Below are 25,445 nucleotides of genomic sequence, written 5' to 3'. Positions count from 1 at the left end.
TATTTGTTAAACCATTAGATACATCACATGAAAAAGACGTTTGATTTAATGCTTTTGCCATAATTGCATTTGAACGAGCATCATTTGTATTATTCGGCTGCCCATCAGATAAAATATATACCCCCTGCCCATCACACGTCGCAGCTGTTGTTGGTAAAGGACTATTGTAAACAGTCTGTCCAGCATTTTTACTCGTACTGATAGACTTTGCAAAACCAGAATCAGTGGCAGCGCTAATAATATCACTAGTGCCTTGATTTTTTTGATAAAGTCTTTTATTCCATCCTCCCTCACTATATGCTTTTAAATAAGTATATCCTGCAGGTACTGGCTGATATACAAATGCCCCCCAACTACTTAGACATGTTTCACCTTCAGCTTTATCACACAATCTATAAGCAGTATAAGAATTATTTGATGCTGAATACCAAGCTTCAATTAAGGGCTTATTTACAAAATTGTAGACTGGATTTGTCGTTGTTGTACCTAATAAATAAGCAGCAGCTTCAGCATAAGCATGTGAAGTTGGTGTTGACGAACCTGCAGATAATGCAGCAATCGCTTTTTTCAAATCTTTACGGTGGTTTGAGTTAATAGCCCCTAGTTCTTTTGCTGGAACTTTAATTACTCCTGATACATCATCTTCCGCAGAGTAATATCCCAAGCCAATATAGACTTTTTCTAATTTGGGATCTGTACTATTTAATAAGTCAAACATCCCATCTTTTAAACGTGTCATCCGATCAGAATAGAGTTTTGGATTACCATTCTTCTTACAGTAAATACGTTTATATGAGATATCAGGAAAAATTAGGTCGGTTTTTGTTTCTGTACTAAACTTGGTTCGATTTACAGAATTACCATTCTCATCCAAACCACTACTACAAGTTTGATAGGTAAATAAGTCTGGATAATCCGCAACAATGGAATGGTTTGCAGCATTATCTCGAATCACCCCCATACTTCCTGAACGGTCTAGCATCATAATTAATGTTTTTTGCCCTGCTGTACCAGGACCTGCGTAAATCTGTAAATCTGATGCTTGTACTTGCAGTAAAGACGGGGCTGTAAATAAAATACCACTACTCATCATCGCTTTTAATAAGTGGCTTAAATATGTTCTTTTCATTTTCATTCTCCATCTTACGATTATTGAGAAAATAAGTTGAATTAAAATTAGGTTTAATCAGGTTTAGCTTCTTCAATCAGTGTATTTGCTAATGTAAATTCTTGCGTTTGCGCGACCACAGGAATTCCATAATCTGATATACAATCTTTTAAAGTTCTTAATGTTGGATGCTCAGTATTGTCATTTAATCTTGGTTTTGATGTACTTAAACATTCACTTTGGACCGTGCTGATTGAGGCTGTCGAATATGCAGGTAACATTGCGGTTGTAGTAACCCTTATACGTTGACTCCCTGTAAGTTTTGCCCCTAAATGAGCTGCCCCACTTGAATCTGTCCCTTCAGGTAAATATTCACCTTTTTCTGTATCACCAGCACTATCAGTAATTAATGACACTGCTACTTGAGTTACTACACCTGCTCGTGCACTTCCAAAATCAGCATTTAAATCACAAAAAGTATTATTAGTACCTGATATTAAGCGCATAACATCACTCGTGATCGCTGTTCCTGTAGTGCTATAAGGTGAAATCTCTGCAACATTATTGATAGGTGCAAAATTTTTCTGTGATTGAGGGCGATAACAAAATACATATTCTCGATCTGGTAAATTATTATTAATGACTAAACCAACGACATTATCTAAACGTCGTAACTCTATAGGTGACTTATTACGAATAATATATAAAGGTAAATCTGCTGACTGAGTCATTAATTGACGCACTTGACTATTACTTGCTATTCTTAGATTCATTACAGAATACTTTACTGCCAATGCACCGATTCCTGTGACTAAAAGTAAAATAATCAAAATTGTAATAAGTGTCATACCTTTTTGTTGTGCTAATGATTGGGTAATTTTCATCATTTATCTCCCAAAGCATTACGCAAAGCAATTGTAGTAACATATACATTGCGTACAAATTTATTCGTTACACCTGTTGTAGCTGGTGTATTTAAAGTGACTGTTCTTCCTAAAATTTCATATGTAGATAATGTAATAGGTGCTGTTCTAACTTCATTTTGTGACCGAATTAAAACAGCCATTTTAATCATTTCAATCGAAGGAACTTCCTGAGCAGGAATTGCATTTCTTGCTGCAGTCACTGCTGCTGTATATTCATCTACTGTATAATAACGATAATTGTTGCCTGTACGTGCGCCTAATAAAAAACCAAAATAATCAACATTAGGAATAATAATTTCACCAGTAATATTCGGCGCAAATCGTGTTAAAAACCTAGGATTTGAATTTGGATTATTTAAAGGTGAATTTGCTACACATGCTAAACCTAAGCTTGTAATATTTGTATCATGGTTAGTTTTATTATTTTCTGCACGTAAAAAATATCTTTGTACAACTCGATCCCCTTTTTGAACATTTTCGCCTACGCAATTTTGCATATCTGTTGGTGCAATAAATTGTATTGTTAACTGATCACTGGCTAAATTTACATTACTTAAACCACTAGATCTCGTTACAATAGTATTTGCAAAAGCAGTCGTAGCATTTGCATCTCCCATAGCTAAATTAATATTCGTTTGAGTTGGCAGTCCTGTTGTCAGAACAATTCCACCCATTGGAGTTTGGTCATTTAAACTGCGATTTTCAACATTACCATAATTAGCCAATCTCACTTGACTAGCTATATAATCTAAACCAAAAATCCCCCCATCCTGAACTTGTGAAACTCCTTCTTGTAAGCGAGAGTTTTTCAAACTGTTTAAAAAAATAGCTAAACCAGCCGCTACAATTAATAAACCTAATGCAATACCAATCATCAACTCAATTAGTGTAAAACCTTTTTGTTTTTTAGTTATCATTTAATAGCTCTCCATCATCAAACAGTTTGAAGAAGCAACATATATACCTGTATTACTCATACAGTTTGCTACGTTTAAGCTTGCTACAGTTCCAGTCAGCGATGTATTGTTCCAAACACTAAAAATACATAATCGTTTATCTGCTACAGGTGTACTTGCAGAAATTCCTGGGCAAATTGCCACACCAAGACTCAAACCTTGTATTGCCGCTTGTCGAGCTATTGCATAAGATTCAAAAGTTGCAAGCTGTGCTGGCGTACAAACTGTAGTATTACAATTAATTGTTGCTGTTGGCTTTGAAGATGCCAAAAGATAAGTATTTATATTAGTTGCATAATTTGCTTTAGCTGTATTGTTTACACGAATACTTTCTGATAACGATTGCATGAAATGTACAGCTTGGGTTTTAAAAACTGAATCTTGAGAAGCTTCAATAGCTCTAACTTGCAATGCGACAAAACCCAAAACAGCAATAACCAAAATAAATAAAGCGACCATTACTTCAATTAACCCTGCCCCTTTTTGTATTTGTAAGTTCATCAACATGTCCCCTCAGCAAGTATAGTAATCGTTCCCAAACGACTCAGTTGTAAACGCCTAGAAATCCCCAAATCTGAATGACAAATAGAAAAAACCATCGTAGTCTGATTAAAACTTTTCACGTTTCCCATTGGTTCAAAAACAATATTCGTTACACTCCCATTTTCTAGGACGACATTGCTTGTCTTAGATCTCCAATTCAGCACAGTTTCTGTATTCGCAGCAGTAGAATTAAGGTTTAACTCCACCTCTTGTCTTATATTAACTGCCTGACTTCTTGCATTTATCATTGCGATAGAAAGTTCCCTAAATGCAGTATCTAGTTGTCGCTGGTTAATGGTATTGATAAAAGACGGAGCTGCCATGGCGGCAATAACTCCAAAAACTGCAATCGTCACCATGAGTTCAATCAGTGTGAAGCCCCTATTTTTTTTATTCATTTTGGTTCCTAAAACAAAACCTATTTATTAATATTCTATTAACAATTTATACAAAACCAATACATAGTAGATAAGAGGCATAAAAAAACCGATAACTGATTAACAGTTATCGGCATAAAATGTTAAGAAATATTTAAGCTTGCGTGACTTGTATTCTTAATTCTTTAGGTAAGCTAAAAGTTATATTTTCTTCACGTCCATCTAATTCTTGTGGTGCTTCTGCTCCCCAATCCTGTAAACGCTGTATCACTTGCTTAATTAGAATCTCTGGTGCAGATGCCCCTGCGGTTACACCAATTTTTTCAACATCCGTAAACCATTCTTTTTGTAATTCATCTGCATTGTCAACTAAATACGCATGTTTACCCATACGTTCTGCTAACTCACGTAAACGATTAGAGTTTGATGAGTTTGGTGACCCTACAACAAGAACAATGTCACATTGCGTTGCTAAATCTCTCACTGCATCTTGACGATTTTGAGTTGCATAACAAATATCGTCTTTACGCGGTCCCTGAATCTTTGGAAACTTCTGACGCAAAGCATCAATAACTTTCGCTGTATCATCAATGGACAACGTTGTTTGTGTGACAAAAGCAACCTTTTCAATATCATTAATTTTTAAAGAATCAACATCTTCTTCATCTTCAACTAAATAAATTTGACCACCATTTTTAGTGTCATATTGCCCCATTGTACCTTCAACTTCTGGATGACCTTCATGTCCAATTAAAATGGCTTCGATGCCCTCACGAGCATATTTGGTCACTTCAATATGAACTTTAGTAACCAAAGGACAAGTAGCATCAAATACTTTTAAGCCACGACGTTCAGCTTCTTGTTGTACTTGTTTTGAAACACCATGCGCGCTAAAAATTACAATATTATCATCAGGCACTTCATCAAGCTCATCAACAAAAATTGCACCACGTTGACGTAAATCATCAACTACAAATTTATTATGTACCACTTCATGACGAACATAAATGGGAGGATTAAAACACTCAAGTGCGCGATTGACGATTGCAATTGCACGGTCTACGCCTGCACAAAAACCACGTGGATTAGCCAATACAATTTTCATAACACCCTCAAGGCTCACTTAAATTTATTTAGAAAATGACAAACAATCTATAAAAGCTATTTTGTTTGTTCGCACTCTACTCTAAAATAGAGAAGATATTTTATCATATCAGGAAAAATATCATGTCGGGTCTATTGTTTGTCGTTTCTGCTGCATCAGGAACAGGCAAAACATCTCTCGTTAAAGCCCTGCTAGAACGTGTAAGTAATTTACATGTTTCTGTTTCTCATACTACACGTGGTCAACGTGTTGGTGAACTTGAAGGCGTTCACTATCATTTCACCACAAAAGAAATTTTTCTTGAACAAGTGAATCAAGGTGGATTCATTGAATTTGCTGAGGTTTTTGGTAATTATTATGGTACTTCACAAAGTACTGTAAGAGAACAATTAGCGAAAGGACATGATGTTTTACTCGAAATTGATTGGCAAGGCGCTGAACAAGTTCGCAAACTTTTCCCTGAATCTAAACAAATCTTTATTTTACCACCTACCCAGTTTGATTTACGCCAACGCTTATCAAATCGTGGTACAGATTCTGTTGAAGTGATTGAACATCGTTTAAGTTGTGCTGTTGAAGACATGCAACAATATGTCAATTTTGACTATATCATTATTAATGATGATTTTAATAAAGCATTGCATGACTTAGAATCTGTGATTAATGCAAATCGCTTAAAACTCAGCCAACAAGCAAACAGACATCAACTTTTAATTCAAAAATTAATTACGCCTCAAGACAAAGGAAGCGATGATTAAACTTGAGTATAAAGTTAAAGCATTTTATACTGCACAGTCTATTTAAAAATTTACATTCATACGAGAACTCTTATGGCACGCGTAACCGTTGAAGATTGTTTAGACCATGTAGACAACCGCTTTGAGCTTGTACTAGTGGCAAGCAAACGCGCGCGTCAATTGGCACGTCAAGGCATTGAACCAACTGTAGAGTGGGACAATGATAAACCAACTGTTGTTGCACTACGTGAAATTGCAGTCGGTCATGTAACCAAAGATATCTTGAAACAACGTGATCAAGATTACCAAACTTCAAGTCTTGACCTTGCGCTTTCAGTAAACAATTTAAATTTGGACGGTTTTTCTTTTCAATAAGTTGAACTTTCTTAAAAAGCCTAGTATTTACTAGGCTTTTTTATTGCAATTTATTTAGATAATCAATCGACAAAATTCAAAATATTTGTTAAAAAAATAGATACTTTTTAATTTTAAAATTGACAATTCATTCAATATGCTTTTCATTAGGGCATTAGTGAAATCTTTTTTAATTTTGTAACTCGGAAAATAGGTGTTCTATGCCAGGCCAAGAGGTCAGCCAAGCCAAGCGACAGCTCAATATTATTATCGACGCTTACTTAAAACCAAGCGAAGTCGAGCAAGTGCTTGCGGCATGTGATTATGCAGATATTGCACATGATGGCGTAACACGTAAAAGTGGTGAACCCTACATTTTGCACCCTATTGCTGTGAGCTGTATCTTAGCGCACATGCGAATGGATGCAGAAACATTGATGGCTGCCTTATTGCATGACGTCATTGAGGATACTGATTTTAGTAAAGACGATATCACTGATAAATTTGGTCGTATTGTGGCTGAGCTTGTAGATGGAGTGACTAAACTCAGCCATTCTAGTGATAAAGAATACAATAAAGCCGCTTCATTTCGAAAAATTCTACAAGCGACTCTACAAGACCCACGTGTCATTATTATTAAGCTTGCTGACCGTTATCATAATATGACAACTTTGGGCTCTCTACGCCCTGATAAACGTGCTCGTATTGCTCAAGAAACCTTTGATGTTTTTGTACCTATGGCACGTTTAGTCGGTATGAATGAAATGGCAGATAACCTTGAGCATCTGTGTTATCAAAACCTTGATTTAGATATGTATAATGATGTGCAAGAATCTTTGCTATCAACCAAACCTGAACGATGTCAATATCAGACTGTTTGGGAACAAAATCTTGCAGACTTATTACATACTTACAGTATTGAAGGTCGCATTAAAAAGAAAAATAACAATATTGAATTACTTCGTCACTTTGTAAAAAATGAAATTGATTTACAAGAACTTACCCATAGCCATGCCTTCGAAATTATTTTAAAAACGATTGCTGACTGTGACCGTTTAGTTGAAGCTTTACGTGAAAATTTCCAAGTTCTGCATTATGAAGATCACATTCGTTATCCACTGCCTGGTGGAAATCAATCCTTAATGATTCGCCTTAAAGGTGAAAAAACCACATTATCTTTAACCATTCAAACCGAGTTAATGCGTAAAGCTGCTCGCTTTGGCGTAGTCTTGGGTGAAAATGCGCCTCAAGCCTGCCGCTCAGCAATTCAAGCCTCCATGAAAAATTTAAATATTTTAGTGGATGGTGACTGTGCTAAAACGACCTTTAATGATCTGTTAGATTATTTACATCAAGAGAAAATTTGGGTCTACACACCACATGGTCAACTTCATGAACTTCCTCAGGGAGCAACAGCCGTAGATTTTGCCTATTCTGCAAGCTTGTTTTTAGGTAATCATGCTGTAGGTGCTAAAATTAATGGTGAAATCAAACCACTTTCCACTCCCCTACAAAGTGGTCAAGTCATTGAAGTAATTACCGATGTATTAGCAACGCCAAATCCTGATTGGCTAAGCTTCATCAATACACAAAAAGCACGCCGCGCGATTCAAAATATTTTAAAAGATCAAGATATTGAAGAACAACGTTTAGTTGGGCAACAAGCCTTAAATCGTGCTTTAAAATTATTTAATTTATCAGTAAAAGATTTATCTGAGTCTGATTGGGCTGATTTATTACAATGGCGACATGTCAGCACCAAAGAAGCACTATTTGAACAAATCGCTGTTGGTGATTTACTGCCACAACTGGTTGCTAACCATTTATTTGCGCAAGACCAAGATGAAAATAATGCGTCACAACGTTTGATTCAAGGCACAGAAGGCGTTGATGTAAAATATGCACATTGTTGTAACCCTGTTCTTGGTGACCCAATTCAAGGGCATATTTCACGTCGTGGCTTAATTGTGCATCGCGCACGTTGTCACAATTTACTGCATGAACAACATTTGCATCCTGAAAATATTATGCCTTTGCATTGGAATTCAGAAACTGAAGATGATATTAACTTTAGTGCATATTTAAGTATTGATTTAGTGCTCAGTGATGAACAGATTTCTGAACTTATTTATTTATGTCGTAAATTAAAAACAGGTGTTGAGTCTGTACAAAGCCGTGATGACAAAACTTTTGTTAACATTGTGGTGAAAGATCGTAAACAAATTGCACAAATCATTCGTGAGCTACGCATGCTTTTTGGTTTCCCTCGCGTAACACGTCTTGCTATGCCCATTGCAATAACACCTGTTTCCAAAGCGTGTTAATCAGATAAACCGATATGTCTTTGGAGAATACAATTCATCCGATATGATGAATCTAATTGAAAAATAGGAGAAATTGATGTCCCGCCAAGTGATTCATACCGAAAATGCCCCAGCCGCAATTGGTACTTATTCTCAAGCAATTTTAGTTGGAAATACGCTATATCTTTCGGGTCAAATTGGTTTAGATCCGTATAGTATGGAATTGGTCGAAGGCATTGAAGCTCAAATTCGTCGTGTTTTTGATAACTTAAAAGCTGTATGTGAAGCAGCGGGTGGTTCTCTAGCAGATATTGTAAAACTGAATATTTTCTTAACCGATTTATCTCACTTCCAACTTGTAAACCAAATTATGGGTGAATATTTTGCTCAACCTTATCCTGCTCGTGCAGCTTTAGGTGTTGCTAGTTTACCAAAATCGGCTTTAGTTGAAATGGATGGTATTGTTGTAATAAACCAATAACATTATATTTATTCAATACTTATTTTAATTATAAAATACCACCGATCAGGTGGTGTTTTTTTATCCAAAAATACGATAAATAATTTTTAGCTATTTAAATGAATTTCATTGACAAACGATAACAATTATCAATAATATCTATTATCGCATTTAACACTGTGGTTCATTCTCATGTACGTTTGCTTGTGTCGTGGTATTACAGATCAAGATATTAAAGATGCCATGGCTGATGGCGCTGAAAGCTATCGTGAAATTCGTGACTTACTCGACTTGGGTACATGTTGCGGACGTTGTGCCCCTGAAGCAAAAAGTATCATTAATGAAGAACTGGCTTTAATTGCAGCACGTCTTTCTGTTGCTGCTTAGCATCTTAAACTCACACCAGATAACAATAATACTCTATGATCCTAACAGATCATCTTCCTCTCCCGCTTCGACTCAAGGCGGGTTTCTTTTATCTAATGATCTAATCTTATTTTTAAAGATCGCTGTTCAGCAAAAAATATTGCTTAAGATGAAATGATCTTTTCTCATGATTTTGATTGCGATTTTCATTTGCCGTTCAATAAAGCCCTCGAAACTTTTGATAAATTTGATTAATATAAATTATGGATTGCCTTGAAATAATTTAAGGCACACGTTTTAAATGGAGCATTCACCATGAAAGGCAATCGTGACGTTATTAATCAACTTAACCAAGTGCTTTATCATCACTTAACAGCAATTAATCAATATTTTTTACACTCACGTATGTTTAATGATTGGGGTATTGAGCAATTAGGTTCAGCAGAATATAAAGAATCTATTCGCCAAATGAAACATGCAGATAAAATCATTGAACGTATCTTATTTTTAGAAGGCTTACCAAATTTACAACATTTAGGTAAATTATATATTGGTCAACATACGCTAGAAGTTCTCAATTGTGATGTTCGTAAAGTGAAAGAAAATATTGAGGCTTTACAAAAAACCGTTGCGCTTGCTGAACAGCATCTAGATTATGTAACACGTGATCTTGCCCAAGAAATTTTAGAAAAAGAAGAAGAGTATTGGGATTGGTTAACCACACAAATTGATTTAACAGATAGTGTTGGTATTGAAAATTATATTCAAAGCCAGCTCTAACCAAGACTTAAATAAAAATCCCTTTATCGATGTAAAGGGATTTTCTTATTATTATTGCTCAGATTTAGGGAGTAAATCCTGATAAGCATGTTTCTCTAGGTGTAATTCACCTAAGATCCAAAGCTGATGTTCTGCTTCTGCCTGCTTGCCATTAAAAGCTAAAACTTGAGCATATTTAAATAAATCATATTTAGAAGCTAAATTTGCCACCATACGATCAATATGCTGTAACTGCTCATCAGACAACTTAGTAAATGGATTTAATCCAATCCACCAAATACGTTCTTTAAATTGTGATAATAACCAAATCTGTTGATTCATTACGTCTTGCTGTGTGGCTGTTAATGGTTTTTTGATATTTACAAACACACTTTGTTGACGATATAACTGATAATCTCGATACACCACCGCACATAAAACAATGCAGATCAGCACTAAACCCAATGTAACTGCTGGTTTTAAATTTTTACTTGGTAAATAAGAATATTGTGCCTGAATAATACCAAGCAAGAGTCCCATAGGTAATAAAAAATACGCATAATGAATTGGATATTCTAAAAATGCATGAATTAAAATTGCACAAACCATTAAAGTTGCAACTAAAGAAATAGGTTCTTTAATGCCTTTATTTAACCAATATAACCAACCTGCAACATATAAAACAATCAACCCACCAATTGGAATACCATTCCAGATTAATAAATCCAAAATGACATTATGTGCAGTCTTATACCATTCCCAATTTGGTCTTAAATCAAAAGCTGCAATTTGTGCCATACCTGTTTGATTCCAACCATAACCAAACCATGGCTGCTGTTGAATGGCTACCCAAGCTTGCGACCACATATCTAAGCGCTTATAACCTGAAGAAGCTCGCTCCACAACAGTTGCAGTATCTACAACACTTTGTGTTGAAATTTCATTCATTAAATGATTTAAATAAGGCAAATAACCAATCGCAGCAACAAAAATACCAACCCACATTAATAATTTTACAAAATTAAATCTTTTCGGTTTATTAAATTGTTTAATCGCTAAATAAATTAAAACAAATATACATACGACCCAAGAAGTACGTGATTGAGTCAAGGCAATTGTAAAAAGTAGAACCAAGCTTGAAGGTACAAGAACAAAATTCGAGATCAAGCGTTTTTCATAAAAATATAAACAGGCGAAAACACCCATTGTTAAAAAAGTCGCTAAGTTATTGGGTTGGGCAAAGTTAGCATAAGGACGATTTCCTTTTAAAAAATTCATGAATGGTGCAAAGTATGAATTTATCCCAAGCCATTGGAAAATCGCAATCACGCTTGAAAGCAAAGCCACAATCAAAATCACAATACTTATCGCTGTAAAGGTTTTTTCTCGATGTACTTTTTCTAATGATAAGTTATAACCCACCACAACCATCAGCCAGAACATCAACAGATATGCTGTACATAACAAAGCATTACTAAAATAAAAAATCTGCCCAAAACCATATTGAATTATTGGAATCAAGAGAATAGGAAGTGCTAAAAGCTGTGGTTTTGGAATTTTTAAATCTTTTTTCACAAACATACATAACAATGTAATGCCTGATAAAAAAGCCAAAACTTCACTACCAAAAGTTGTCCATGGCAGTTTATGAAATGGCAAGAGATATGCCAATGCTAAAAAAAATGCGGAGAGTATAGGTAAAATTGCTTTCATTGAAAAATGCGCAAAAAAAAACTGAGTGAATTATACACTCAGTCTTTCATTAATCTTTAGGTGTTCTGCTACTTCCAAGGACGAAGGTCAACAATTTTAACCACTTCACCTTTTTCCTTGTTAATTAATACCACCATATCAACTGCGTTGGCTCTTAAAGGTAGCCAAGCATCGGCTTGGGGGTATAACTCTATTACTTTTTTAACTTTAATAGCTTCATTAAAAGCCTTCAAACCATCTAAAGCTTGAGCTTTTTCTTGCATTTTTAACTTTGCTGTTTCTAACGGTCTATATAATTCCACTCTCTGAGATGGAGAAACGCCTTTTTCTAACTCATCAAATAAAATTTGATTTCTAGCCTTTATGTCATCCAACGGAATTTGGGCATTTACATACTGAGGCCCAAATAAGCTAAATTTATTATAGTCTGAATCTTTGTTAGAAGAGTTGATATTTTCAATATCATTTACACGAATCAGATCAAATCGATCAATATTATAAACAATCCATATTGGACGACCTTCTGAAACTTTATAAACTCCATATATTAAAGCAGATATTTGAATTAAGATAATTATTGCAAGGTCAAATTTAAGACTCTTTTTATCTTTTTTATAAATAATCAATGTCAGTAAAGGACCTAAAATAATGTCTATTCCAACCATCAGTAAAAATATTTTAGTAATACCAGTTGCTTTATATAAAGGCTCTGGATACCAGATAAAATAAATGATTGCTAAACAAGTTAATGCTATAAAAATACTTACAATTAAATGTACTAAAAATGCTTTTATTTTATCTTTTAATAACATAACTACCTCAAAGCATAAATAAAACAAAAGTCGCATAAAGCGACTTTTGTTTAAGAACAGTACATAATTTAATTAGATTTTGCAACTAGCTGGTAAATAACGGCTTTCAACATTTGTTGCATTTGACGGTGCTGTTGCCATTGTCAAATTCGAAGGAGCTGTAGCAGTACCACAAACCCAAGTTATATTTTTAGCATTATCAACACCTGGTCTTAGAGTTAAGAACTTACCATCAACGTCAGCATTGGCTTTTTGTGGTGCTGTTTTACTATAACTAACAACAATATTACCATTATCAACTGCAACTTGACTTACATAATTGCCCCTATTATCTGTCGCTGCAGCACCTACAGTACAGTTAGCAGGGGCAGGAGTAACACCACATACTGCCTCAGCATTATCAACAGGCCAAACACCTTTAGTAGAATAAAAATCACCTACTGCAGTTTTTAATCCAGATGAAAGTGATAATCCTTCACTTACCTGTGTACGCACTGTATAATCTTGATAAGCAGGAATCGCAATTGCAGCAAGAATACCGATAATCGCAACAACGATCATTAACTCGATAAGAGTAAAACCCTTTTGAGCGTTCATAACATTTCTCCAATATTTTAATTTTTTATAAATTAGTGCAGTTAAGTTTTTATTTGGAAGTTAAAAAACGCTAACTGCTTAACACTTTTTTATTTTCATTGAATCTGTTGTTTTTTACAACAACTAAATTAGCTTATGTTTTTTTAAGTTATTTTATGTAAAAAAGTGACATTTTCCGTCACTTTAATACTTTAGTTTAAGATGATTGGTGAGTTTGGTAGCTCATTAAACTCATCTAAACCTATTTGCTCATAATACAAATTCAATATTTTACCAATATTTAATACACCATTTACAACAGCTTGCCTATGGCGTTTATTTTTTAATTCCAGAACAATTTGGTCACATACATCTTGCCAAAACTTTTGTTCTGTGGCTTTTTTTAAACCTCTATCTATCACGATTTCAACTTTTTGCTCACATAAATTAAGATAAAGCAAAACTCCACTATTTTTTTCTGTATCCCAAACACCTAGTTCAGCAAATAACTGTTGAGCACGTAAGTATGTATTTTGATAATAAGCTTGATTGCTTGGAATATGCCCTTCAATAACAACTTGAATTTCTCCAATATGCCCTTGCTCTGCTTGTTTCACGGCTTCTGCAATCGCAAATTGATCTTGTTTAGAAAAATAGCGTTTTGATGCAGGCATATAAAAAAAATGTTTTAACCAGCGTGAAAAGCTTGGTGTCACTTGCTGCTGTAATTTAGGTTGTGTCAAAATTGTTGTTGTATCTGTTTTTGTTACCATGAGCCTGAAGCACCTCCACCGCCAAATCCACCGCCACCACCACTATATCCACCACCGCCACCGAAACCACCACCACTACTTCCTCCTCGCCCGCCACCAGAAAGAAACATTTGAAAAATCAGTTGTGCTAAAGAAGTAATTAATAAGAAAAATATACCAAAACCTAAGACCAAACTCATTAAAATACCAGAGCCGTAGATTAAACCCGCCGCAAAAGCAGTCACGCCCGCTACAGAAGCACTTAAACGATTACCAATAATAAATGAAGTAAAGATACCCACAATAAGAATGATGATTGCGGTTGTCATTGTACGGTCTTTAGCTTCTTGCTCTTGAATGGCTTGGTCTTGACGAGCTTTTAACTCATCAGCAGCTTGTTTGGCAATTTCAGGGTCAAGATTTAGAATTCGCTCAATTTCCATCACACCAGCTTGTATGCCTTGACCATATTGCCCTGATTTAAAGTACGGTGTGATTTGATTACGAATAATTCGGCTCACCATAATGTCAGGCAATACACCTTCTAAACCATAACCTGTCGCAATATGAATTTTTCGATCATTGACTGCAACTGCGATCAATAAACCATTATCTTGTTTCGCTGAGCCTAATTTCCATTGCTCCGCAGTACGCATAGCAAAGTCAAAAATGCCTTCAGCCCCTGTCGTTGGCACAATAATCACACCAATTTGAGCTTTACCTTGATTATAAATATTGCGAATTTTTGCTTCTAAATTTTGTTTTTCATTTGCAGACAAAACTTTTGCCTGATCAATAACAGGCTCATTTAAACTGGGTAATTGGCGTATTTTCCCATCTGCCAAATCATTTTTTACCGAAGAAGCTGTCTGATTTGATGTTGATATAACTTCAGGTGAATCATCTTGTGCATTGGTATTATTTTGAATCACTTTGGCGACAACAACAGCATCATCTAACGAATCTGTTGCTGTAGCAGTTTCAGCCCATGCAAATGATTGAAATGTAAGTACTAACGTACAAATCATTAACATGAAGACGGTTTTCATTTTTCGACCGATCCATTGACTCATTTCAAGCATATAGCATCCTCACAAAGTGTTCAATTTAACTTAGTTGAAATTGACAGTCGGTGCTTTTGCAGCGCCTGCTTCTGCACTAAAGTTTGGCTTAGTTTTCATTCCAATCACTTTTGCAGTCATCGCTTGTGGGAATTGGCGTACATACGTATTGTAATCTTGTACAGTTTCTACATAGCGTGTACGTGCTGTACTAATACGATTTTCAGTCCCTTCTAGCTGTACTTGTAAATCTTTAAATTGCTCATTGGCTTTTAGATCTGGATATTTTTCTTGTACCATTAATAAACGTGATAAAGCACTACTCATTTGTGCTTGTGCTTCTTGATATTTTTTAAACAGTTCAGGATTTTCCAATACTTCTTTATCAACTTTTAGACCAGCAACATTAGCACGTGCTTGGGTTACCTCAGTTAATACTTGTTCTTCGTGCTTAGCATAACCTTTTACAACATTTACAAGGTTAGGGACTAAATCTGCACGACGTTGGTATTGGTTTTCAACCTCAGACCATGCGGCTGTTACAGATTCGTCTTTAGCTTGTAGTGTGTTATAACCACAGCCTGAAAAAGCTAAAGTACTGGTTAATGTCAATGCAAGTGCGACCTTTTTCATTGAATTCATCATTTAAAACCTCAAGTATTTATTTGTATTTGTTGATATAAACTTATTCTAAACATATTTTGAAAATAGAATTGTTTATTTTCTTTACAACACATCATATTTACGTGCAGTAGCACATCAATCTAATGATTTAAAATATAAATATTCATGAATTTTTTAAATGAAAACCACCATTGTTGAAGTTGAAACCAGATTGAATTATTTACATAATTAATGCGTTTATCGAGAAATTCTTGATCACTAAATTGTAATTTTTTTTGCAGAAGAATACATAAAAATAGGAACTTCACTATCACGTTTAACTTGTACAACTTCTATATTCCCCAGATTAAACATAATTTGTGCTGTCACTGGATACAAAATAAGAAAAGGTTTTTTATTTTCATTCTCTAATTGTTCGTCAATTTTTGTGGAATTATAAGTTGTCTATAAGAAAAAGCCACCCGAAGGTGACTTTCTTGAACATCATTTATTCATCATCTTTTTTTGCTTCATCAGTAGGAGGTAAATCCTTCACTGCTTCGGCAATAAGACCAAACATATAGTTACCATATGCATTGGTTTTGTCATAATGGAAACGTAAACGCGGTGTTACACGCGTTTTAATACGATGACCAAGCTCATGACGCAAGAAACCTGATGCTTTATTAAGCACCTCTAACGTTTCTTTATTTGCAGCTTCACTTTGCTCATCGCCTAATTCACGTCCCATTACAGTCACATAAACTTCGGCATACCCTAAATCTGGGCTTACCTTAACCGCAGAGATGGTTACAATACCACCTAAGCGTGGATCTTTCAGCTCCTGACGAATCAGTTCAGACAACTCACGCTGAACTGTATCTGCCATACGTTTAAGACGCTGACTACCCGCCATTAAAGACTCCGTTTAATCAATTGAACATCATAAACTTCGATTTTGTCTTTTGCTTTGATATCTTTATAGCCTTTAACTGCAAGACCACATTCCATACCTGCACGGACTTCTTCAACAACTTCTTTGAAGCGACGAAGTGATTCGAGTTCACCTTGGAAAACAACAACATCTTCACGTAATACACGAATTGGTTTATTACGATGTAATACGCCTTCAAGTACCATACAACCTGCTGCTGCACCAAATTTACTTGAGTGGAAGACTTCACGAACTTCAGCCACACCCAAGATCGTTTCACGATGTTCTGGTGCAAGTTTACCGCTCATTGCAGCTTTCACATCATCAATCAATTGGTAAATGATTGAGTAGTAACGAATATCAATGCCATCAGCATCCGCTTTTTGACGCGCTGTATTATCAGCACGAACGTTAAAGCCGAGTAATACTGCTTCTGAAGATTCAGCAAGGATTACGTCAGATTCAGTAATCGCACCAACACCTGAACTAATTACACGTACTTTCACTTCGTCTGTAGACAATTCAGAAAGTGCAACAATCAAGGCTTCCAAAGTACCACGTACATCTGTTTTCAAGACAACATTAACAATAGGCACATCTTTTTTGCCCATTGATGCCATCAAGTTTTCAAGACGCATTGCAGATTGACGCTCAAGACGTTTTTGACGCTCACGATCTAGACGAGCTTCAGCAACTTCACGTGCTTTCTTCTCATCATCTACGACAAGAACTTCATCACCCGCCATTGGCGCTTCAGGAAGACCTAAAATTTCGACTGGAATTGAAGGACCTGCTGATTTGATACGCTGACCATTTTCGTCTGTCATTGCACGGACACGACCATAAGACGCACCAGCAAGTACTAAATCACCAACATTCAATGTACCATTTTGTACAAGAATAGAAGTTACTGCACCACGACCTTTATCAACACGTGCTTCAATTACCACACCTTGTGCTGCACCTTCTTCAGATGCTTTCAATTCTAACAATTCAGCTTGAATTGAAATAAGGTCTAGAAGCTCATCAATACCTTGACCTGAGTGTGCTGAAACCAATGCAACTGGTACATCACCACCCCATTTTTCAGGTACGATTTCTTTGGTTGTTAATTCGTTTAATACGCGATCTGGATCAGCAGACTCTTTATCCATTTTGTTGATCGCAACAATAATTGGAGTTCCTGCTGCACGTGCATGATCAATTGCTTCGGCAGTTTGTGGCATTACACCATCATCTGCTGCAACAACCAATACCACGATGTCTGTTGCTTTTGCACCGCGTGAACGCATCGCTGTAAATGCTGCATGTCCTGGTGTATCTAAGAAAGTAATAATACCTTTCTCAGTTTTCACATGGTAAGCACCAATGTGCTGAGTAATACCACCAGCCTCGCCTTGAGCAACTTTCGCACGACGAATACGGTCAAGTAATGATGTTTTACCATGGTCAACGTGACCCATAATAGTAACAACAGGCGGACGAGTTGTTTGAACACCACGTGCTTCTTCTGCTGCTTCAAGTAAATTATCTTCAGCTTGAGTATCAGAAACTAATACTGGGTTGTGCCCCATTTCTTCTACAACAAGTGCTGCAATTTCTTGATCAATCGCTTGGTTTTGTGTAACTAACTCACCCATTTTCATGAGTGATTTGATTACTTCGCGCACTTTAACTGCCATTTTTGCAGCCAAGTCAGCAACAACAATTGTTTCACCAATTTCAACATCATAAACTTGCTTTTTAACAGGTTTTTCAAAACCATGTTTATTTGCTTGGCTTGTTTTTAAGCCACGTTTATGTGGATTATGGCTGAAAGATTGCTCTTCTTGACCACGACGACCACCTTTCTTTTGACCACGTGGATTATTCGTGTTTGTACCACGTTTAATTTCACGGTCTTCTTTTGCAAAAGAGTCTTCGTATGCTTGACCAACTAGACCAGCAGCTAATGGTGAATCATCCACAACACGAATCGTTGCTGTTGTATCCTCATTTGAATACTTAGATGCCATTTTACGCATCTGTTCAAGCGTACGTTGTTGTGCATCCTCAGCAGCTTTACGACGTGCACTTTCCTCTACTGCTTTTAATTTAGCAGCTTCAGCTTCACGCGCTTTTTTCTGTTCAGGTGTTTCAATTGTTTTTACAGTTGCTTTAGTAATTGGTTTATTCGTAGATTTACGCTTCACCACTACTGCAGCTTTTGGTGTTTCTTTTGCAGCTGTTTGCTGTTTTGCAGCAGCACGCATTTTTTCCAAGTTTGCTTTTGCAGAGCTTTCAGCCTCTTTTGGCGCAGCGTCTACTTTTGCTTTTTGTTCATTGCGTACTTTTGCTTCAGCTTCTGCTTTCGCAAGTGCTTCGGCTTTAATTTGTTCTGGATCTGGCTTGGTAAATGTATGCTTCTTACGCACTTCTACATTAATCGTTTTTGCCTTACCCGATGTACTTGCTACTTTAGCGGTACTAGTCGTTTTACGTTTCAACGTGATTTTTCCTGCCTGACCCACATCTTGACCATGAGATTTTTTCAAATGGTTGACAAGGGTATCTTGCTGTTCTGTCGTAATCTTATCTTCAGCTTTCTTTTGTGGTAATCCAGCTTCACGCACCTGATCAAGGAGCTTTTCTACAGGAAGTCCTACACTGACCGCTAACTCGTTAATTGACTTATCCGTCATGTATTACCTCCTAGTTAAACCATGATTCACGCGCTTTCATAATGAGTTGACCCGCTTTCTCAACATTTAAACCTTCAATATCTGCGATATCGTCAGTTGCTTGATCAGCTAAATCATCCACTGTAATAACACCACGAGCCGCTAAAGCATATGCAATTTCAGAAGTCATACTTTCCATTTCTAGAAGTTCTTGACTTGGCTCTTGAATATTTTCTTGCTGCTTTAAAGCATCTGCTAAGGCTACTTCTTTCGCACGACCTTGTAACATTTCAACAAGTTCAGCATCTAGCTCAATTTCGTCAAATGTTTCCACTGGCACATAAGCAATTTCTTCTAGAGAAGTAAAGCCCATTTCAACCAATGCCATTGCAAGATCTTCTTCAATATCAAGACGTGTAACAAACATATCTAAATATTGTTGTGCTTCATTTTGTTGACGAGCACGATATTCATCCTCAAGCATCATATTGAGCTTATAACCTGTAAGCTCAGACGCTAAACGAACATTTTGACCTTGTGAACCAATTGCTCGCGCTAATTGATCACTAGTAGCAAAAATAATATCAGCAGTACGTTCTTCTTCATCAATCACAATACCCGATACATCTGCTGGCTCTAAAGCACTTGCAATATATTGAGCAGGATCATCAGACCACACGACAACATCAATTCGTTCGCCATTCAATTCTGATTGTACTGCTTGAATACGTGTACCACGCATACCAATACAAGCACCAACAGGATCAATACGATGATCGTTCGTTTTCACTGCAATTTTAGCACGAACACCAGGTTGGCGCGCGGCTGCTTTAATTTCAATGATTTCTTCAGAAATTTCAGGAATTTCTTTTTTCATCAATGCGATCAACATTTCAGGCTTAGCGCGTGACAATAATAATTGCGCACCTCGACCTTCTTTATTTACGCTATATAAAATCGCATTCATACGTTGTTTAGGACGAAGAATTTCTTTATGAATCATTTCTTCGCGCGCTAAATACGCTTCTGCATTATCACCTAAGTCAATAATAAAGCCATCTTTGGTTTGTTTTTTCACTTCACCATAGATCAGCTCACCAACTTTAGATTCATAAGCTTCAGCAATCAATGCACGTTCCGCTTCACGGATTTTTTGCACAATGACTTGTTTTGCAATTTGTGCAGCAATACGTCCAAACTCAATTGAAGGTACTTCAAGCTCACGGATGTCACCGATTGACCATTTTGCAGGATCTACATCTGAGATTGCATCTTGGCAAGCAGGCATTTCATGATCTTCATCAGCAACGACTTCCCATTGACGGAAAGTACTGTACTCACCTGTTTTACGATCAATTTCTACGCGTAACTGTGCTTCTTCAGAATTTGTGCCTTCGTAGAATTTTTTCTTTGTTGCTGCAACAAGAGCTTGCTCAAGCGCTTCAAAGATTGCTTCACGACTAACACCTTTTTCATTACTAACCGTCTCTGCAACGGTAAGAATTTCACGGCCCATAAGTCACCTACTATTCAAATTCTTATTCGTTAAAATTAATTTAGTCTTGATAGATTAAATTGGCTTTGTCGATATTGTTGCTGTCAATTTCCAATACTTGTTGTTTTTCAACTTCAACTTGAATCATTTCATTTTCAAGATCAACAGCAACAAGTTTTGCTTGGAATTTACGACGGTTTTCAACGGCTGCGATTAAGCGAAGTGCAACTTGTTGACCAACATATTGAGACATTTGTTTCAATTCAAAAAAAGGACGATCCCAACCTGGAGATGATACTTCTAATGCATACTCACCCGAAATTGGGTCATGCACATCAAGTATTGCACCGACTTGCTGAGTCACACGTACACAGTCTTGTACGCCTACGCCTTGACCTGACTCTACCTCACCATCTTCATTGATGATAGGCTCAGCATTTTTATCTACTTCTTTATCGATATAAATACGCAATAAAGAACGCTTACCTTGAGGTAAAAATTCAATACCCCAAAGTTCTACATCACAAGCTTGCACTGCAGGAACAATTAAATCTTGAAGTGCTTGAGTTTTATTTGATAGCTTCATTTACTCTCGTCATTTTGTGCGATTATGATCTTAATAGATCACCACAGACCCATACACACTATAGTAGTAGTGAAACATGACACTTTAACTTTGCCTATACGGCTCATATCGACACTACACGATAGCCAATAAAAAAGGGCGAAATTCGCCCCTATTATTACACAGAAAACTAAAAGTCCACTGTGCAAAAAGGCCCACCTATCTGTGAGCCCTCTTTAGAAACTTGGTAGCGGGAGCTGGATTTGAACCAACGACCTTCGGGTTATGAGCCCGACGAGCTACCAGACTGCTCCATCCCGCATCAATGCTGCAAAATTATATACAAAAAATAAAAAAACTTCAAGAGTAGATTCATTTTTCGCCTTAATCAAGTTGCAATCTCGATTAAGATTGGTAGCGGGAGCTGGATTTGAACCAACGACCTTCGGGTTATGAGCCCGACGAGCTACCAGACTGCTCCATCCCGCATCAACATCGTAAATATTTATCTCAACTTAACTTTCTAAGCTGTTTATTTTAGTTTACTTCTAAAATAAAGTTGATTGGTAGCGGGAGCTGGATTTGAACCAACGACCTTCGGGTTATGAGCCCGACGAGCTACCAGACTGCTCCATCCCGCATCAACATCGCAAATATTTATCTCAACTTAACTCTCTAAGTTGTTTATTTTAGTTTGCTTCTAAAATAAAATTGATTGGTAGCGGGAGCTGGATTTGAACCAACGACCTTCGGGTTATGAGCCCGACGAGCTACCAGACTGCTCCATCCCGCATCAACAGATTTTGCTGCAAACACCAAATTTATAGATTCTGGATATAAATTTGGTGCGGAAGGGGGGACTTGAACCCCCACGCCCGAAAGCACTACCACCTCAAGGTAGCGTGTCTACCAATTCCACCACCACCGCAGCTGTGACGCATTCTAGTAGCTTGTGTCACAAATTGAAAGGTTTAATTGCAAATTTTACATTTATTTTGGTGCAGCTGGCGAAGTTTCACCCGTATTCTGCTGTAAAGGGGCTGCTGGCTGCGATGTGCTTTGTACAGTTTTCAAACCATAAGCATCTGTGGTCTGTTTTTTTGCAAATACTGCCAAACTAATACTGGTCACAAAAAATAAGGCAGTTAAAATTGCAGTTAAACGTGTCAAAAAGTTTGCTGAACCTGATGCACCAAATACAGTTGCTGCGCCACCACCACCAAAAGAAGCGCCAGCGTCTGCACCTTTACCGTGTTGTACAAGAATCAGTACAATCATCAATACGGCTAAAATGATATGTACCACCAGCACAAAATTATGCATGCTGAACTCCTATTATTTTGATTTTGCAAATGCTTGAGCAATTTGATAGAAAGACTCAGCATTCAAAGAGGCACCACCAACAAGTGCGCCATTAATATCTGCGCATGCTGCTAACTCAGCTGCATTTTCAGGTTTTACACTACCACCATATAAGATTGCAATCTCTGCACCTAATGGTGTGATTTGTGATAAACCTTCACGAATTTTCGCATGCATGGTCTGAGCATCTTCAGGAGAGGCTGTTTTACCTGTACCAATCGCCCAAATCGGCTCATAAGCAACAATAATATTGTTCCATTGTTCTGCTTTTACAAGCGCTGCAATATCACAAATTTGTTGTAAAACGACTTGCTCTGCTTGCCCAGCTTCACGTTGTTCTAAGCTTTCACCCACACAGTAGATAATTTTCATTTCTGCATTGAGTGCATTTTTTACTTTTTCTTGAATGACATTCACATTGTCACCAAAAATTTCACGGCGCTCAGAATGACCAATTAAAACATAGTCAATATGACTATCTTTAAGTAACTCAGCACTGACCTCACCTGTATATGCACCTGTACCTGCTATACGCGAAAGATCTTGTGCAACACTTAAAATTTCACAAGAAGCATCTAGTAATTGTTGCTGAACAGAAAGTAATGCAATAGAAATCGGGGCGATGCCTATACGACATTGCTGTTCAGAAATAGGATTTTGCTTTAATTGTTGCTTTAAGTCTTGGATGAGTTGCTGCGAATTCGCTTGCATTGGGTTCATTTTCCAATTGCCGACAACCCAAGGAATAATCGTCGAACCCGACATACACTTAACCCTATTCTCGAAAAATGCCCACATTCTACACGGATTTTTAAGTATTTATGCTTTTTTCTTTCTTGGCTTGTTTTAATTTTTTGGCTTTCATCTTGCATAATTCTGACATTTTTGTAACAAAACGACCAGTGACCATTGAATTGGGTGATTTATTTGCATTTTACAACCAAAAAAGTAGATCAAGCGCTTTAGCTTCTGAGCATCTTTGGTTAATATAATTATTATTCAAAATACTTTAGATCACATTTCAAATTTTTTATACAACGGTTTTGGTATGGGGATACTAAAAACCTAGATAAATCAATTTAAAATGTAAAAATATTGAACTATCGACAACAAAGACCAAAGCAAAGAAGTCTAAGATAGACAGTATTTTTTAATGCTAAGTATTTAAATTATAAAATGAATAAATTAAAGGTGTATTGGGGATGGTACAACAGCAAGGCTCACCGAAGTTTTCGGGGTTTATTCGTCGCTTAGTAGATGATGGGGCAATTTCTGCACAACAAATGCAGTCTGCCTTAGATAATGCTAAGAAAAATAAGCTCAATATCGTGGCTTATCTCATTGAGCACGCAAATTTAAAGCCTTTGATGATTGCAGAAACAATTGCTTTAGAGTTTGCTGAGCCATTATTTGACTTAGATAGCTTTGATTCCACTCAATTTTCAAAAGATTTGATTGAAAGTAGTCTTTTGCATAAACATTTGATGGTTCCGCTCGTACAACGTGGAAATGTCTTATACATTGCAATCAGTGACCCAACCAATATTGAAGCATTAGATGCAGCTCGCTTAAATAGCCGCTTAAATATTGAAGTTGTTATTGTTGAACATAATAAGTTAGTTAACTGTTTAGAAAAGCATTTTACTGAACAAGTAAATTTCGATTTTGGTGGTGATGACATTGACGTTGATATTATTTCAACAGATGAAGTCAATACCACTGAAGAGCAAGATGATAATCAGTCAGGTGAAGAAGCACCGATTGTCAAATACATCAATAAACTTCTTGTAGATGCTATTCGTATGGGTGCATCAGATTTACACTTTGAACCATATGAAAAATCATATCGGGTACGCTATCGTGTCGATGGTGTATTAAGAAGTATTACAAATCCCCCACTACAACTTGCAACCCGACTTGCTTCTCGTTTAAAAGTCATGTCACAAATGGACATTTCTGAAAAACGTATTCCCCAAGATGGTCGTATTAAGCTCAAACTGTCTAAAACCAAAGCCATTGATTTCCGTGTAAACTCTCTTCCAACCCTTTTTGGTGAAAAGCTTGTACTGCGTATTCTTGACCCTTCCAGTGCAATGTTAGGTATTGATGCTTTAGGATACGAAGAAGAACAAAAAGCTTTGTTTATGGAGGCTTTAGATAAACCTCAAGGCATGTTACTGATTACAGGACCCACAGGTTCGGGTAAAACAGTTTCGCTATATACGGGTTTAAATATTTTAAATACAGAAAATTCTAATATCTCTACAGCCGAAGACCCTGTTGAGATTAACTTAGAAGGTATTAACCAAGTTAACGTGAACCCTAAAGTCGGACTTTCTTTTTCTGTCGCACTCAAATCATTTTTACGTCAGGATCCTGACATTATCATGGTCGGGGAGATTCGAGACCTAGAGACAGCCGAAATTGCGATTAAAGCCGCACAAACAGGTCACATGGTTATGTCTACATTACATACCAATAGCGCACCTGAAACATTAACCCGTTTAAGAAATATGGGCGTGCCTTCTTTTAACATTGCAACATCAGTCAATTTAGTCATTGCGCAACGACTCGCTCGCCGCTTATGCTCACATTGTAAAACAACTGTAGAAATTCCCAAAAATAGCCTGTTAGAAATGGGATTCACTGAACAAGATTTATCCAATCCAGATTTTCAAATCTTCCAGCCTGTCGGTTGTCCTGAATGTCGAGAAGGATATAAAGGTCGAGTCGGTGTCTATGAGGTTATGAAAGTTACACCTGAAATTTCAAAAATTATTATGGAAGATGGCAATGCACTTGAAATTGCAGAAGCATCGAACAGATTGGGGTTTAATAATTTGCGACGTTCAGGCTTAATCAAAGTCATGAATGGCTTAACATCACTACAAGAAATCAATCGCGTAACTAGCGAATAA

General features: G+C 36.7%; 24 protein-coding genes, 5 tRNA genes and 1 pseudogene. 7 read left to right on the top strand and 23 right to left on the bottom strand.

The genetic code is table 11. The features are described 5' to 3' along the window. From C9E89_RS05560 to ispH, 6 genes and pseudogenes are all read right to left on the bottom strand, one after another. Positions 1 to 1,129, bottom strand: a pseudogene (locus C9E89_RS05560) (hypothetical protein); the annotation flags it as partial. A 53-nt stretch (positions 1,130 to 1,182) separates the two neighbouring features. Next, entirely contained in the window at positions 1,183 to 1,992 is an 810-nt protein-coding gene (locus C9E89_RS05555; protein WP_171405076.1) for a PilX N-terminal domain-containing pilus assembly protein, read from the bottom strand. Beyond that, on the bottom strand, positions 1,992 to 2,951 hold the full coding sequence (locus tag C9E89_RS05550) for a PilW family protein (protein WP_107007123.1): 960 nt from the start codon (positions 2,949 to 2,951) through the stop codon (positions 1,992 to 1,994). The genes C9E89_RS05555 and C9E89_RS05550 overlap by 1 nt, the downstream gene beginning before the upstream one ends. Further along, the gene (gene pilV / locus C9E89_RS05545) at positions 2,952 to 3,491 is read right to left on the bottom strand and encodes a type IV pilus modification protein PilV (protein ID WP_171405075.1); all 540 of its coding nucleotides are present in this window, start codon (positions 3,489 to 3,491) and stop codon (positions 2,952 to 2,954) included. It abuts the gene before it with no gap. Beyond that, entirely contained in the window at positions 3,491 to 3,931 is a 441-nt protein-coding gene (locus tag C9E89_RS05540) for a pilus assembly FimT family protein (protein ID WP_107007125.1), read from the bottom strand. The genes pilV and C9E89_RS05540 overlap by 1 nt, the downstream gene beginning before the upstream one ends. 133 nt (positions 3,932 to 4,064) lie before the next feature. Next, complete coding sequence (ispH, locus tag C9E89_RS05535; RefSeq protein WP_107007126.1) at positions 4,065 to 5,015, bottom strand: 4-hydroxy-3-methylbut-2-enyl diphosphate reductase; 951 nt, start codon at positions 5,013 to 5,015, stop codon at positions 4,065 to 4,067. 122 nt (positions 5,016 to 5,137) lie between these two features. On the opposite strand from ispH, the gene gmk reads away from it, so the two are divergent. The 6 genes from gmk (at position 5,138) to bfr (ending at position 10,015) form a co-directional block, all read left to right on the top strand. Continuing rightward, a complete protein-coding gene (gene gmk, locus C9E89_RS05530) occupies positions 5,138 to 5,773 on the top strand; it encodes a guanylate kinase (protein ID WP_107007127.1) in 636 nt (211 codons plus the stop codon). Between the two features lie 72 nt (positions 5,774 to 5,845). Next, complete coding sequence (gene rpoZ, locus C9E89_RS05525; protein WP_107007128.1) at positions 5,846 to 6,127, top strand: DNA-directed RNA polymerase subunit omega; 282 nt, start codon at positions 5,846 to 5,848, stop codon at positions 6,125 to 6,127. Positions 6,128 to 6,327: 200 nt separating this feature from the next. Then, positions 6,328 to 8,430 (top strand): RelA/SpoT family protein, encoded by a 2,103-nt coding sequence (locus C9E89_RS05520; RefSeq protein WP_107007129.1) that lies wholly within the window; start codon positions 6,328 to 6,330, stop codon positions 8,428 to 8,430. Positions 8,431 to 8,506: 76 nt separating this feature from the next. Further along, a complete protein-coding gene (locus C9E89_RS05515) occupies positions 8,507 to 8,890 on the top strand; it encodes a RidA family protein (protein ID WP_107007130.1) in 384 nt (127 codons plus the stop codon). Between the two features lie 171 nt (positions 8,891 to 9,061). Beyond that, positions 9,062 to 9,256: a bacterioferritin-associated ferredoxin gene (locus C9E89_RS05510; RefSeq protein WP_107007131.1), complete on the top strand. Its 195-nt coding sequence runs from the start codon at positions 9,062 to 9,064 to the stop codon at positions 9,254 to 9,256. Positions 9,257 to 9,550: 294 nt separating this feature from the next. Beyond that, positions 9,551 to 10,015: a heteropolymeric bacterioferritin subunit Bfr gene (gene bfr / locus C9E89_RS05505; protein ID WP_107007132.1), complete on the top strand. Its 465-nt coding sequence runs from the start codon at positions 9,551 to 9,553 to the stop codon at positions 10,013 to 10,015. A gap of 51 nt (positions 10,016 to 10,066) precedes the next feature. On the opposite strand, the gene C9E89_RS05500 is transcribed toward bfr, so the two are convergent. From C9E89_RS05500 to tpiA, 17 genes are all read right to left on the bottom strand, one after another. Continuing rightward, a complete protein-coding gene (locus C9E89_RS05500; protein ID WP_107007133.1) occupies positions 10,067 to 11,707 on the bottom strand; it encodes a PglL family O-oligosaccharyltransferase in 1,641 nt (546 codons plus the stop codon). Between the two features lie 68 nt (positions 11,708 to 11,775). Further along, a complete protein-coding gene (tfpZ, locus tag C9E89_RS05495) occupies positions 11,776 to 12,519 on the bottom strand; it encodes a TfpX/TfpZ family type IV pilin accessory protein (protein ID WP_107007134.1) in 744 nt (247 codons plus the stop codon). Positions 12,520 to 12,591: 72 nt separating this feature from the next. Then, a complete protein-coding gene (locus C9E89_RS05490) occupies positions 12,592 to 13,116 on the bottom strand; it encodes a pilin (protein ID WP_107007135.1) in 525 nt (174 codons plus the stop codon). Positions 13,117 to 13,307: 191 nt separating this feature from the next. Continuing rightward, positions 13,308 to 13,868, bottom strand: coding sequence for a TPM domain-containing protein (locus C9E89_RS05485; protein WP_107007136.1), 561 nt, complete (start codon positions 13,866 to 13,868; stop codon positions 13,308 to 13,310). Continuing rightward, positions 13,862 to 14,929 carry a TPM domain-containing protein gene (locus C9E89_RS05480; RefSeq protein ID WP_378227136.1) on the bottom strand — a complete coding sequence of 356 codons (1,068 nt, stop codon included), beginning with the start codon at positions 14,927 to 14,929 and terminating at the stop codon, positions 13,862 to 13,864. Before C9E89_RS05480 ends, C9E89_RS05485 begins: the two co-directional genes overlap by 7 nt. 30 nt (positions 14,930 to 14,959) lie before the next feature. Then, positions 14,960 to 15,550, bottom strand: a complete 591-nt coding sequence (locus C9E89_RS05475; RefSeq protein ID WP_107007271.1) for a LemA family protein — start codon at positions 15,548 to 15,550, stop codon at positions 14,960 to 14,962. Between the two features lie 469 nt (positions 15,551 to 16,019). Then, positions 16,020 to 16,427: a ribosome-binding factor A gene (locus tag C9E89_RS05470; RefSeq protein WP_107007137.1), complete on the bottom strand. Its 408-nt coding sequence runs from the start codon at positions 16,425 to 16,427 to the stop codon at positions 16,020 to 16,022. After that, the gene (gene infB, locus C9E89_RS05465; RefSeq protein WP_107007138.1) at positions 16,427 to 19,126 is read right to left on the bottom strand and encodes a translation initiation factor IF-2; all 2,700 of its coding nucleotides are present in this window, start codon (positions 19,124 to 19,126) and stop codon (positions 16,427 to 16,429) included. The genes C9E89_RS05470 and infB overlap by 1 nt, the downstream gene beginning before the upstream one ends. Positions 19,127 to 19,136: 10 nt before the next feature. Then, positions 19,137 to 20,621 carry a transcription termination factor NusA gene (nusA, locus tag C9E89_RS05460; protein ID WP_107007139.1) on the bottom strand — a complete coding sequence of 495 codons (1,485 nt, stop codon included), beginning with the start codon at positions 20,619 to 20,621 and terminating at the stop codon, positions 19,137 to 19,139. 40 nt (positions 20,622 to 20,661) lie between these two features. Further along, positions 20,662 to 21,186, bottom strand: coding sequence for a ribosome maturation factor RimP (rimP, locus tag C9E89_RS05455; protein ID WP_107007140.1), 525 nt, complete (start codon positions 21,184 to 21,186; stop codon positions 20,662 to 20,664). Positions 21,187 to 21,410: 224 nt separating this feature from the next. Next, positions 21,411 to 21,487, bottom strand: a tRNA-Met gene (locus C9E89_RS05450). A 90-nt stretch (positions 21,488 to 21,577) separates the two neighbouring features. Beyond that, a tRNA-Met gene (locus C9E89_RS05445) sits at positions 21,578 to 21,654 on the bottom strand. Between the two features lie 75 nt (positions 21,655 to 21,729). After that, positions 21,730 to 21,806: transfer RNA gene (locus tag C9E89_RS05440), tRNA-Met, on the bottom strand. A 75-nt stretch (positions 21,807 to 21,881) separates the two neighbouring features. Then, positions 21,882 to 21,958, bottom strand: a tRNA-Met gene (locus C9E89_RS05435). Positions 21,959 to 22,008: 50 nt separating this feature from the next. After that, positions 22,009 to 22,093 (bottom strand) — tRNA-Leu (locus C9E89_RS05430). A gap of 62 nt (positions 22,094 to 22,155) precedes the next feature. Next, positions 22,156 to 22,488 (bottom strand): preprotein translocase subunit SecG, encoded by a 333-nt coding sequence (gene secG / locus C9E89_RS05425; protein WP_107007141.1) that lies wholly within the window; start codon positions 22,486 to 22,488, stop codon positions 22,156 to 22,158. 12 nt (positions 22,489 to 22,500) lie between these two features. Further along, positions 22,501 to 23,292 (bottom strand): triose-phosphate isomerase, encoded by a 792-nt coding sequence (gene tpiA, locus C9E89_RS05420; RefSeq protein WP_107007142.1) that lies wholly within the window; start codon positions 23,290 to 23,292, stop codon positions 22,501 to 22,503. 437 nt (positions 23,293 to 23,729) lie between these two features. Here tpiA and pilB point away from each other — a divergent pair, with 437 nt between their 5' ends. Beyond that, a complete protein-coding gene (pilB, locus tag C9E89_RS05415; protein WP_107007143.1) occupies positions 23,730 to 25,445 on the top strand; it encodes a type IV-A pilus assembly ATPase PilB in 1,716 nt (571 codons plus the stop codon).

This window comes from Acinetobacter sichuanensis (genome assembly GCF_003024515.2).
Lineage (GTDB): Bacteria > Pseudomonadota > Gammaproteobacteria > Pseudomonadales > Moraxellaceae > Acinetobacter > Acinetobacter sichuanensis.
This window is presented reverse-complemented; position numbering and strand designations above follow the sequence as displayed.

Excerpts from the sequence above, each read along its gene's own strand:
- C9E89_RS05555 (WP_171405076.1), bottom strand. The coding sequence starts at position 1,992 with ATGAAAATTACCCAATCATTAGCACAACAAAAAGGTATGACACTTATT.
- C9E89_RS05550 (WP_107007123.1), bottom strand. The coding sequence starts at position 2,951 with ATGATAACTAAAAAACAAAAAGGTTTTACACTAATTGAGTTGATGATT.
- pilV (WP_171405075.1), bottom strand. The coding sequence starts at position 3,491 with ATGAACTTACAAATACAAAAAGGGGCAGGGTTAATTGAAGTAATGGTC.
- C9E89_RS05540 (WP_107007125.1), bottom strand. The coding sequence starts at position 3,931 with ATGAATAAAAAAAATAGGGGCTTCACACTGATTGAACTCATGGTGACG.
- ispH (WP_107007126.1), bottom strand. The coding sequence starts at position 5,015 with ATGAAAATTGTATTGGCTAATCCACGTGGTTTTTGTGCAGGCGTAGAC.
- gmk (WP_107007127.1), top strand. The coding sequence starts at position 5,138 with ATGTCGGGTCTATTGTTTGTCGTTTCTGCTGCATCAGGAACAGGCAAA.
- rpoZ (WP_107007128.1), top strand. The coding sequence starts at position 5,846 with ATGGCACGCGTAACCGTTGAAGATTGTTTAGACCATGTAGACAACCGC.
- C9E89_RS05520 (WP_107007129.1), top strand. The coding sequence starts at position 6,328 with ATGCCAGGCCAAGAGGTCAGCCAAGCCAAGCGACAGCTCAATATTATT.
- C9E89_RS05515 (WP_107007130.1), top strand. The coding sequence starts at position 8,507 with ATGTCCCGCCAAGTGATTCATACCGAAAATGCCCCAGCCGCAATTGGT.
- C9E89_RS05510 (WP_107007131.1), top strand. The coding sequence starts at position 9,062 with ATGTACGTTTGCTTGTGTCGTGGTATTACAGATCAAGATATTAAAGAT.
- bfr (WP_107007132.1), top strand. The coding sequence starts at position 9,551 with ATGAAAGGCAATCGTGACGTTATTAATCAACTTAACCAAGTGCTTTAT.
- C9E89_RS05500 (WP_107007133.1), bottom strand. The coding sequence starts at position 11,707 with ATGAAAGCAATTTTACCTATACTCTCCGCATTTTTTTTAGCATTGGCA.
- tfpZ (WP_107007134.1), bottom strand. The coding sequence starts at position 12,519 with ATGTTATTAAAAGATAAAATAAAAGCATTTTTAGTACATTTAATTGTA.
- C9E89_RS05490 (WP_107007135.1), bottom strand. The coding sequence starts at position 13,116 with ATGAACGCTCAAAAGGGTTTTACTCTTATCGAGTTAATGATCGTTGTT.
- C9E89_RS05485 (WP_107007136.1), bottom strand. The coding sequence starts at position 13,868 with ATGGTAACAAAAACAGATACAACAACAATTTTGACACAACCTAAATTA.
- C9E89_RS05480 (WP_378227136.1), bottom strand. The coding sequence starts at position 14,929 with ATGCTTGAAATGAGTCAATGGATCGGTCGAAAAATGAAAACCGTCTTC.
- C9E89_RS05475 (WP_107007271.1), bottom strand. The coding sequence starts at position 15,550 with ATGAATTCAATGAAAAAGGTCGCACTTGCATTGACATTAACCAGTACT.
- C9E89_RS05470 (WP_107007137.1), bottom strand. The coding sequence starts at position 16,427 with ATGGCGGGTAGTCAGCGTCTTAAACGTATGGCAGATACAGTTCAGCGT.
- infB (WP_107007138.1), bottom strand. The coding sequence starts at position 19,126 with ATGACGGATAAGTCAATTAACGAGTTAGCGGTCAGTGTAGGACTTCCT.
- nusA (WP_107007139.1), bottom strand. The coding sequence starts at position 20,621 with ATGGGCCGTGAAATTCTTACCGTTGCAGAGACGGTTAGTAATGAAAAA.
- rimP (WP_107007140.1), bottom strand. The coding sequence starts at position 21,186 with ATGAAGCTATCAAATAAAACTCAAGCACTTCAAGATTTAATTGTTCCT.
- secG (WP_107007141.1), bottom strand. The coding sequence starts at position 22,488 with ATGCATAATTTTGTGCTGGTGGTACATATCATTTTAGCCGTATTGATG.
- tpiA (WP_107007142.1), bottom strand. The coding sequence starts at position 23,292 with ATGTCGGGTTCGACGATTATTCCTTGGGTTGTCGGCAATTGGAAAATG.
- pilB (WP_107007143.1), top strand. The coding sequence starts at position 23,730 with ATGGTACAACAGCAAGGCTCACCGAAGTTTTCGGGGTTTATTCGTCGC.